Here is a 9119-nt window from a genome sequence, read left to right on the forward strand (position 1 = left end):
CCCCGTCGCGCCCGAAGCACCCCGTCGCGCCCGAAGCACCCCGTCGCGCCCGAAGCACCCCGTCGCGCCCGAAGCACCCCGTCGCGCCCGAAGCACCCCGTCGCGCCCGAAGCACCCCGTCGCGGTTGTCGGGCGAACGCGCAGGAGGAGGGGCCCGAAGGCCCCTCCTCCTGCAACCTGCTGGCCGAATCGGCTCAGCGGCTTGTTCAGCCGTGGATCACGGCGTGAGGTCAGCCGTTGGCCAGGGCGGCGAACAGCGTGCTCACCGTCGTCTGGGTGATAGCCAACGGCCCACCCAGGACGTTCAGCACGTACACCGGGAACTGCGCCGCGTTGGAGCCGGCGTTGTTCAAGAAGGTGATCACCGAGGGCGAGACGGAGCTCGGGCTCAGTGTGAGCAGGATCGGCGAGTGCGTCACGCCGGCCACAGCGGAGCCGGTGATGGCATCGCTGAAGTAGTCGCCTCGAGCCACCAGCACAGTGCTCGAATGCAAAGAACCCCAGCCGAGGCCGTCCAGCTGACCGGCCACGTTGGCGGTGTTCTGCTCGAACTGGGCCAGCATCTGGGAGGTGTCACCCAGGTCCTGTCCGGCGATGCGGAGCACCGACACACCCATGCCCTGCAGCTGGGTCACCACGCTGTTCGAGATGGCCAGCGGGCCACCCATCACGATGACCTGCTGGATCCCCAGGTTGACGATCGCCTGCTGGGCCTGCGACCCGAGCGACGCCCCGGGCGTCAGCAGCAACGGGAAGCCTTGGTAGGCGACCGCGCTGGCCGACGCTGCGTCCTGGAAGCCGGAGTTGGTGGCGAGGATCGCCGTGCGCAGCGGCTCGGTGGTCGCCGGCGCCGACGAGCTGTTGCCCGTGGTGTCGTTGTACATGCCGTAGGCACCCGGCACGCTCACGGACCCGACCCCGGAGGTGTTGAAGTACTGGGCCACTGCCGCGGCGGTGCCGTCAGCGGTCTGCCCGTAGATCGGGCCGACCACCTGCACCTTGGCCGCGCCTCCGACGAGGGAGGTCACCGGGGTGTTCCCGCCGCAGTTGTAGGCGGTGAGACCCTCGACCTGGCTGATCACCGCCGGGCTGATCGCCGCGGGACCGCCGATCACGTACACCTCGGTGATGCCCTCGATGCGGATGGCGCTGGCCGCCGACGCCGACAGGCTGCCCGGTGACGTCAACAGCACGCCGGTTCCCAGACGGCCTGCCAGGTAGCTCGCCGACAGGGCGTCCTGGTAGGTGTTGTTGGTGGCCAGCACGACCGCACGGGCCGGGGAGCCGAGGAAACTTGCTGCAGCGAGGTTCTTCGGGCATCCAGCGCCGCCATTGACCGGGTAGGCGGTCAGCAGCGCCTGCGCGGCGGTGGCGTCCTCGGTGCTGCCGGCGGTACGGATGGCGGTCATGACCGCGAACACCCGGGGTGCCGTGGCGACCAGCGGACTACCGCTGCAGCCTGCGCTCGCACCGGTGGTGACCGAAGCGCCGATCGCGCCAAACGTGCCGCTCGGAGCATCGACCTTCAGGCCCGACAGCGTGTAGGTGGCCGCTGCCGACGACGAGGCCGTCGTCACCTGGAAGCTCAGCACGTTCGAGCCCATGCCCACCACGGTGCTGGCGACGGCGGCTCCGCCACCGCTGGCAGCCACGGTCGGGGTGCTGCTGGCATCGAATGTGCCGTTGTTCAGCGTCACGCAGACAAAGCCCTTGCCGATCACCGCAGCCTGGGTCTCCACGACGGCGATCGGGCTGATCGCAGCGTCAGGAGCGCCCGGCACCAGGCCCACGGCCGGGTTGTTGGCGTTGACCAGCACGTCGCTGATGAGGGCGTTCGAGGGCCCACCGACGTACGGCGGCTGCCCCGCACCGGGGATGTACGGATTGTTGCTGGCCGCGACCGAGGTCGTATTGCCGGCACTGGTGTAGGAGACGCCCACGTAGACGTGGCCCTTGGCCGCACCCGAGCCGACGGTGTAGGACACGCCGGAGATGTGGATCATCACCGGCGGCTGCGCGGCGTTGAGAGCGTTCGTCCCGATGATCGCCCCACTGTTGGTGAAGGTCAGCACCGCGGTGTTGTCGACCGACGTGCCGGCGCACGGGCCGGTAGCGGCCAGCGTCGGCGTGGAGAACGTCGGGACCGGCGAGGCCTGCCCGGGGGTCACCGAGGCGGTGACTTTGGGAGCGGCCGAGAAGGCGACGGTGTCACTCGACGTCGTGCAGTTCGCATTCGCCCCGTCTCCGACGGTGATGCTCACTTGGTCGCCCGACTGCCACGAGGTGCCCTGGCTGGCCAGCTGCACCTGCAGGTCGGCAGCGGCCTGTCCGCCCGAAGTGCCGGCCCCGATGGTCGGAGATGCCGCCGTCGCGTAGATGGCGACGCCCGGCACGCCGGTGGTGACGGTGGCGTTGGACACGCCCGTCGTCGGCGTCAGGGTCGTGGTGTCGTAGGTGGCGGTCACCAGCACACCGCCAACTGCGGCGGCCGTCGTGTTGTAGGCGATGTTGGAGAACGTGAACGTCTCACCGGCGGCGTAGGTGGTGGCACCCGCACCGCAGGTGATGGGCACGCTGATGGCGTTCGTACCGGCGCCGGTGACGGTTCCCACCGTCGGCGGGACGGTCCCTGGCGTGTTCGACGGGGTCACCGTCGGGTTCCCAGTGAAGTCGACCGTGGCCGCCTTCGCCGAGTCCGTGACGGCGAGGCTGATCGTGTCGCCCGTGGCACACGTGCTCCCCGGGGTCATCGTGACGACGAGGTCGCCCGCCGCCTGGTTGGTACCGGTGGGGCGAATGCTCGGCGATGAGGATGCGCTCACCGAGGAGCCAACGGCGGGCGCCGCTGCTGCGACCCCGCTCAGCCCGAGCACGCTGGCACCGGTGAGCGCCAGGGTGGCTGCCAAGCCCCCTACCGCCCATCGGCGTGCTCCCGACGGATGTTCTCTCACTTGCTCTCCTTGTTGGATCGCTGGATGGTCACCTCGCCCCACGCGGCCGCGGCGCCATGGCGCGACGGTCGGCGAGACGGAGTTCGATGCTACAGGTGGTTCAACCGCCGAACGCGCATCTCTGTGACACATGGGTTCGATCGGCGTCGAGCGGGGTCGGCCGCGCCCCGACGCGAGCGTCCTCGGCCCGAACGTCAGCCACTCCCGCACGGGGGTGCCCCGCGCGGGAGTGGTCCAGCTCCGCTCCGGCCCGATCCGGCAACGGGCATGGCGGTCGTTGCCGTGGCCCGACGGGGAAAGTACGGTCGCGGGAGCGGTATCGTTGCTGGCGCGCGGGCACCCCGGTCGTGACGCGGTGCTCCGGGTGGTGGTGCAGCCGAGGCGGGACCCCTCCACGTGCCTGAGGGCGAGCGGGAAGTCCCGGTGGAAGGCGAGGAAGGGAAGTCGAGCAGCATGGCGATCGCACCCCAGGACCTCGACCGTCGAAGCCCCGAGCGGGACCGCCGGCTGGTCGAGGCGCACCAAGCCGGCGATCCCGACGCCTTTGCCGGCATCGTGGCCGACCACTATCCGACGCTTCTGGCGCAGGCCGAGCGCAGGCTGGGCAGCCGCGTCGAAGCCGAGGACGTCGTCCAGGAGGTCTTCGAGCGGGCGCTGCGGGCCATCGACCGCTTCGGCGGCGACTACCGGCTCGCCGCCTGGCTCAGCCTCATCACCTCCAACGTGTGCGCCACGCACGGCGCCCGTCGTACGAGCCAGCGGCAGCTGCCGGAACGCTTGGCCGGTGATCAGCTGGTGACGCCGGACTGGTCCGACGTGGTGTCGGACCCGGTAGTGCTGGAGACGGTGCTGTCGGCGATCGACCGCCTTCCGCGTTCTCAGCGCAGCAGCTTCGTCCTGCACGCCGTCGATGGCCTTCCCTACCCCGATGTTGCCGATCAACTGGGGATCACCGAGGCGAACGCCCGGGCCCGGGTGCATCGGGCTCGGGTCACCCTGCAACGCCGTCTGCGCGGTGTCCGGAGCCTGCTCGGAGCGGTGGTGGGCGCGCCGCTGGCGGTGCACACGGTGCTGCGGCACCTTCCCGGCCGGCTAGCGCACGTCGGGCCGCTCCACGGCACCGGCTCCAGTCCTGCGGTGGCGACGGCCAGCGGCGCTGCCCCGGCAGCGCCAACAGCCGGGCAGGCCCTCGCAAGGCTTCACCAGAGCGTGAACCAGCTGGCTGTGCAGGTGGCGACCAGCCCGCAGGCTCAGGCTGCGGTGACAGGTGCACCGAACCCGCGCGGATCACTGCTGGCGGTGGTGGCAGGCGTGGCCGCAGTCGCCACGGCCACCTTTTCCCCGGGTCCAGCCGCCACCGCAGCCGCCGGCGGAACGCCGGCCGCGACCCGGGCAGCTCCGGCGAGGGTCTCACCGACGCACGACTTCGGGGCGTCGCGTTCGAGGGCGGGATCGTCCTCCGCGCCCGTCACGATGTCGGTGATCGCCGAGACGGCACCGGCACCGGCACCGGCACCGGCACCGGCGGTATCTCCGGCGACGACCAACGGCGGCACCTCGCCGGCGGTGCACGCCGAGACGGCGCCGTCGCCGGCGACGACCAACGGCGGCACCTCGGCGGCGGTGCACGTGCCGTCGTGGGTGGCGCTGGCCAGTGCGACACAGCCCAGCAAGACACCGACCAGCTCGGGCACGCCGGTCGGCGGCACCGGGGCGGGTACGGGCTCGGGTGCCGGTGCCGTGGGGGCTCCCGTGGGCACTTCGGTGGCGACCAACCCGGCGGTCGCTCCTTGCCCGTGGCTGGCCGCCTTCCCCGGCGCGACCCCCGGCCCGATCCCCACCGCGCCGCCGCTGAGCGGGACCGTCGTCGACCTGCTCGAAACCCGGCCGGTGACCCTGGCCAACGTATCGACCGATCCGGTCTTCCACGGCTCCGCCACGCTGACCACCCCTACGGCCGATACACCGGGCACGGCGGTGTCGGTGCTCACTGGGGCGTGCGTCGCCCCCGCCAGCGGGGTGCTGGTAGTGGACGTAACGGCAGCCGACGGCACGGAGGTGCAGCTTCGGGGCGTCCTGGCCTCCACGACCGGGACGACCGGCGATCCGGGCTACCTGTTCCGGGGAACGACCGTCGTTTTGAGCAAGCAGGCACCGACGGCCAGTTCGACGTCGGCCGCCTCGCTGCCCTGGGGCATCTCCGCTGACTTCGTGGCCCAGCTCCTCCTACGGACAGCGGACAACACTGCCCAGTTGGCGCTGGCCTTCGTCGAACCGCCCGAGGGCGGAGGCGCCCCGACGGCCAGCTCGACACCCACCGCTGCCTCGCCGCACCCGTCGATACCGCCGTCGCCGTCGCCGTCGAGCAGCGCAGTCACGCCGGCCAGCGATGACTCGACCGCCACCGGCCAAGTCGGCCCCACAACCGGGGCCGACCCGACGGCGTTCGGGCCACGCCGACCACGCTGAGGCGACATCCCCCGGTGGGCGAAGCCGGCGGGGCCTGAGCCCCGTAGGCGCGTGCGCAGCCCGACGAGGGTCGTCGGACGGAGCGACCTGCGACGGCGTCCATCCCAGCGGCCGCCTGCCAGGGCAGATCGCACTCGAGGTGATCGCAGACCTCCTGGCCGGAGAGGCCCTCGTGGGTGGGGTCAAGTGGTTCCCGGTCGGCGGGTTGTTCGTTGCACGCACCCAGTGGTGGCTGCGGCGCAACCCACGGTTCCGCCCGCCCCCTCACCCCGACGCCGGGTTCGTGGCCCGACATGGTGGAGCGGTCGATCGGCGAGCTCGTCACGAAGAAGATCAAGCGCGGGCGCACACGAGCGTCGCCGCTCCCGAAACGGGCATCCGGGAGTAGACCAAAGACCGGAACGAGAGCCCCCGGCCCTACGGCTGGGTGAAGACCGCTGATCCGATCCTCGTCTCGCTCGCCCGCTGCTGCGAGCGGGTGTCCGCCGCCGCCGGAACGAAGGAGGAGTGATGACCGCTGTCCCCCGAACTTCTGGCTCGGGAACCGAAGAGTGCCGTGTGCTCGTCGTCTCCGGCAGTCCGGCCCGGAGGCCCGCAAGCGGGGCACTGGGCCCCGGCGCTGGATGTCTATGGCCGAGTCGCCGACCCTGGCGCCACCCGGCACCACAACACGACGAGCCCGATTGAGGATGGTCACTGCCACGCGCCATCTCGGCATCCTCGCCTGGTACGCTCCGCCAGCTAGGCCGAGGGAGCGGGCTCAGGTGAGGGGAGTCGGGGCGCGTGGCATTGGCATCGAGCGATGGCGGGCAGGGCGACCAGCGCGACGAGCGGACTGGCCGAGCGCTCGTCGAAGCCCAACGCTGCGGGGATCTCGAGGCCGTCGCCGAGTTCGTCCGCTTTCACCATCCAAGGCTCCTCGTCCAGGCGGAACGACGCCCAGCTCCAGATCGCCTTCCTCGGGACCACCCCGGCGCCCACCGCGGGTCCAGAGACGGGGACCGGAACGACCGGAACGACCGGAACGTCGACCGACCCATCGCGATGACCGGTCCTGCCTGGCCGGCTGTGCTCGTGCCCGACGCCATGCTGACGCCCCCCGCGCACGCCGTCGCCTGAGGGTTCGCTCGAGTGGTGTCGGGGACAGCTCGCCAGCGTCCGATCGAGCGTCCGGCGCGCTCGTCTCGGTGAGGTCCGCCCCTGCTCATCGTGCACGGAGCGCACGCCACCGGTGGCCCCGAGCGGTGCGCGTCCTCTGGTGGGCAGGCCTGGGCCTTCTGCTCCTCCAGCTCGGAGGCTTGCTCGGCCAGAGTGCCTACCTCTACGGCCACTTCGACCTCACCTCGGACTTCGCGCTGTTCGACCAGGCCTGGGTGGCGATCGCCCACGGCCACCTCGACCCCGAAGGCACGCTCTACCGCACCGCCCCCTTCCTCACCAACCATTTCGAGCTGATCACCTACCCGCTCGCGCTCCTGTGGTTCGTGTTCCCCCACGGCATCACGCTGCTGGTGGTCCAGGACGTCGCCACGGTCGCGGGCGAGGCGGTGGCGTTCGCCTGGGTGCTCGACCTCGTCTCGTCGGGCGAGCGCGAGACGAGCGCACTGGCGACGAGCTCGGGGACGGTACGCCGGCGCGACGTGGTGCTGGCGACCGGGGCGCTCGTCGTCCTGGTCGCGGATCCGTGGATCTGGTGGGCTGACGCCTTCGACTTCCACCTCCAGGCGCTCGCCGCGGTGTTCGCCCTTCTGGCCGCACGTGGCTTCTGGTCGAAGCGCGGCCACCCGTGGATCTGGGTCGTCCTCGCGCTCTCCTGCGGTGCCGTCGAGTCGATCGTCCTCGTCGGCCTGGCCGTCACCCTGCTCGTCGCGCGCCGGGGTCTGTGGCGCGAAGGCGCGGCCCTGCTGGCGATCGGAGTGGCATGGGTCGCCGTCCTGAGCGGTCTCGGGCTCGACACGGGAAGCCAGCTGTCGACCAACTACGGCTATCTGGCCCACGTCAAACCCGGTGCCACGGTCACGCTGAGCGCGGTCATCGCCGGAGTGCTCGAGCACCCGTCGACGGCGTTGCGGACCGTGGCCAGCCGGTGGCGCGATGTCTGGCACTTCGTCGCCGGGTCCAGCCTCCTCGGCGTGGCGACGACGATCGGCTTGCCCGTCAGCATCGTCATCCTGCTGCCGAGCGTGCTGAACCACAGCCCGACGGTGATCTCGCCGATCGCCTCCTACCAGGAGCTCGCCGTCTTCCTGTTCGTCCCGGTGGGCTCGTTCGTCGCGATGCGGTGGGTGCTGGCACGACGCTCGGCATGGGTCGCGGTCGTCGGCGTGCTCGTCGGCGCAGCAGCCCTGGCCCAGGTGGTCAGCTTGTCGGCCCGCTTCGCACCCGAAGCCAGGGCGAAGTTCGCCAAGATCCCACCGGCCAGCGCGTCCGTCCTCGCCAACGTGCTCGCGCACACCCCGGCTGACGCCGAGGTCGTCGCCTCCAACGGCGTCGTGGGCAGGTTTGCCGGTCGCCTCTGGGTCTACTCGTACCTGGGAGCGACACCGGGAGGCAAGGTGGTCCTCGTGCGCGAGCGCGAGGTGCTGTTCGTCCTCGTCCCGCGCCAGGGCTTCGTGGTGGCGACCGCCGAGCAGACGCTGCGCCTGGCCCGCTTCGTCCGCGTCCACCTCGGCGCCATCCCGGTCGCGCACGCCGACGGCATCTACGCCTATCTCTGGCACCCTGGGCCAGGGGTCCGATCGGTGACCCTGCCGAGCGCGCCGTAGGCAGGCGGACGGACGGCCCGGCCTCGATCGAGACCGCCACACGTCGGCCACCGGGAGCCCCACGCACCAGGGCGACGCCCGCGCTCGCGGCGACCTGTCGGCCCGGGGCTCCCGACCCGGGCCGGACGTAGACTTGGGGCCATCGTGACCAGCCTCGACGGACACCAGCACGCCTCGGGCGACCCCCAGCCGACGATCACCGTCGGCATCGTCGAGGACCACGCCCTCGTGCGTGCCGGCCTGCGGGAGCTGGTCGAGTCCGAGGGCCGGCTGCGCGTGGTCGGCGAGGCCGACGACACCGACTCGGCGATCGACATGCTCACGACGCTCCGGCCGCATGTCGCCCTGGTCGACCTCGAGCTGCCCGGCGCCGGGGGCATCGCCGTCCTGCGGGCGGCCGCTGAGCGCGTCCCGGACACGCGCTGCCTGGTGGTCAGCGCGTACTCGGACTACGCGTACATCTCGGCGGCCCTCGACGCCTCGGCAGCGGGCTACCTGTTGAAGACGGCCAACCGGACAGAGCTCGCCGAGGCCATCGTGACCGTGTCGAAGGGGACTACCGTCCTCGACCGCGAGGTGGCCCAGCGCCTCCAGCGGCGGTGGCGCGACGAGCGGGAGCCGGCCATCTCGCTCACGCCCAGGGAGATCGAGGTGCTGTCGCTCGTCGCACGCGGCGCCGCCAACAAGGAGATCGCCGCCGAGCTCGGCCTGGGCATCCGTACCGTCGAAGGCTACGTCAGCAACATCCTGGCCAAGCTCGGTGCGAGCTCCCGCACCGAGGCGGCACTGCGGGCGCACGAGCAGCGGATCGTCGGGAACGGACCCCGCATCGCCGCTCCCCCGCGTCGGTGAGCACCGCCGACCCCGGCACCACACCCCCGGGCAGCTCTCCCGTCGACGACGGAACCCGAGCCGACGAGGGCGCCGACCTGGC

At 71.6% G+C, this 9119-nt stretch carries 5 protein-coding genes; 3 read left to right on the forward strand and 2 right to left on the reverse strand.

Features of this window, described 5'->3' with window-relative positions:
* Positions 1 to 230 precede the first annotated feature (230 nt).
* Positions 231 to 2951, reverse strand: a complete 2721-nt coding sequence (locus tag M6444_RS20685) for a cell wall-binding repeat-containing protein (protein WP_298331766.1) — start codon at positions 2949 to 2951, stop codon at positions 231 to 233.
* Positions 2952 to 3404: 453 nt separating this feature from the next.
* Between M6444_RS20685 and M6444_RS20690 the strand changes: the two genes are divergently transcribed.
* Positions 3405 to 5420: a sigma-70 family RNA polymerase sigma factor gene (locus tag M6444_RS20690; protein WP_298331768.1), complete on the forward strand. Its 2016-nt coding sequence runs from the start codon at positions 3405 to 3407 to the stop codon at positions 5418 to 5420.
* A gap of 741 nt (positions 5421 to 6161) precedes the next feature.
* Here the strand turns inward: M6444_RS20690 and M6444_RS20695 are convergent.
* Entirely contained in the window at positions 6162 to 6329 is a 168-nt protein-coding gene (locus tag M6444_RS20695) for a hypothetical protein (RefSeq protein ID WP_298331770.1), read from the reverse strand.
* Between the two features lie 335 nt (positions 6330 to 6664).
* Here M6444_RS20695 and M6444_RS20700 point away from each other — a divergent pair, with 335 nt between their 5' ends.
* Entirely contained in the window at positions 6665 to 8185 is a 1521-nt protein-coding gene (locus tag M6444_RS20700) for a DUF2079 domain-containing protein (RefSeq protein ID WP_298331773.1), read from the forward strand.
* A 144-nt stretch (positions 8186 to 8329) separates the two neighbouring features.
* Positions 8330 to 9037, forward strand: a complete 708-nt coding sequence (locus M6444_RS20705; RefSeq protein ID WP_298331776.1) for a response regulator transcription factor — start codon at positions 8330 to 8332, stop codon at positions 9035 to 9037.
* Positions 9038 to 9119 lie beyond the last annotated feature (82 nt).

It is taken from the genome of Haloactinopolyspora sp. (assembly GCF_027324685.1).
In the GTDB taxonomy this organism is placed as follows: domain Bacteria; phylum Actinomycetota; class Actinomycetes; order Jiangellales; family Jiangellaceae; genus Haloactinopolyspora.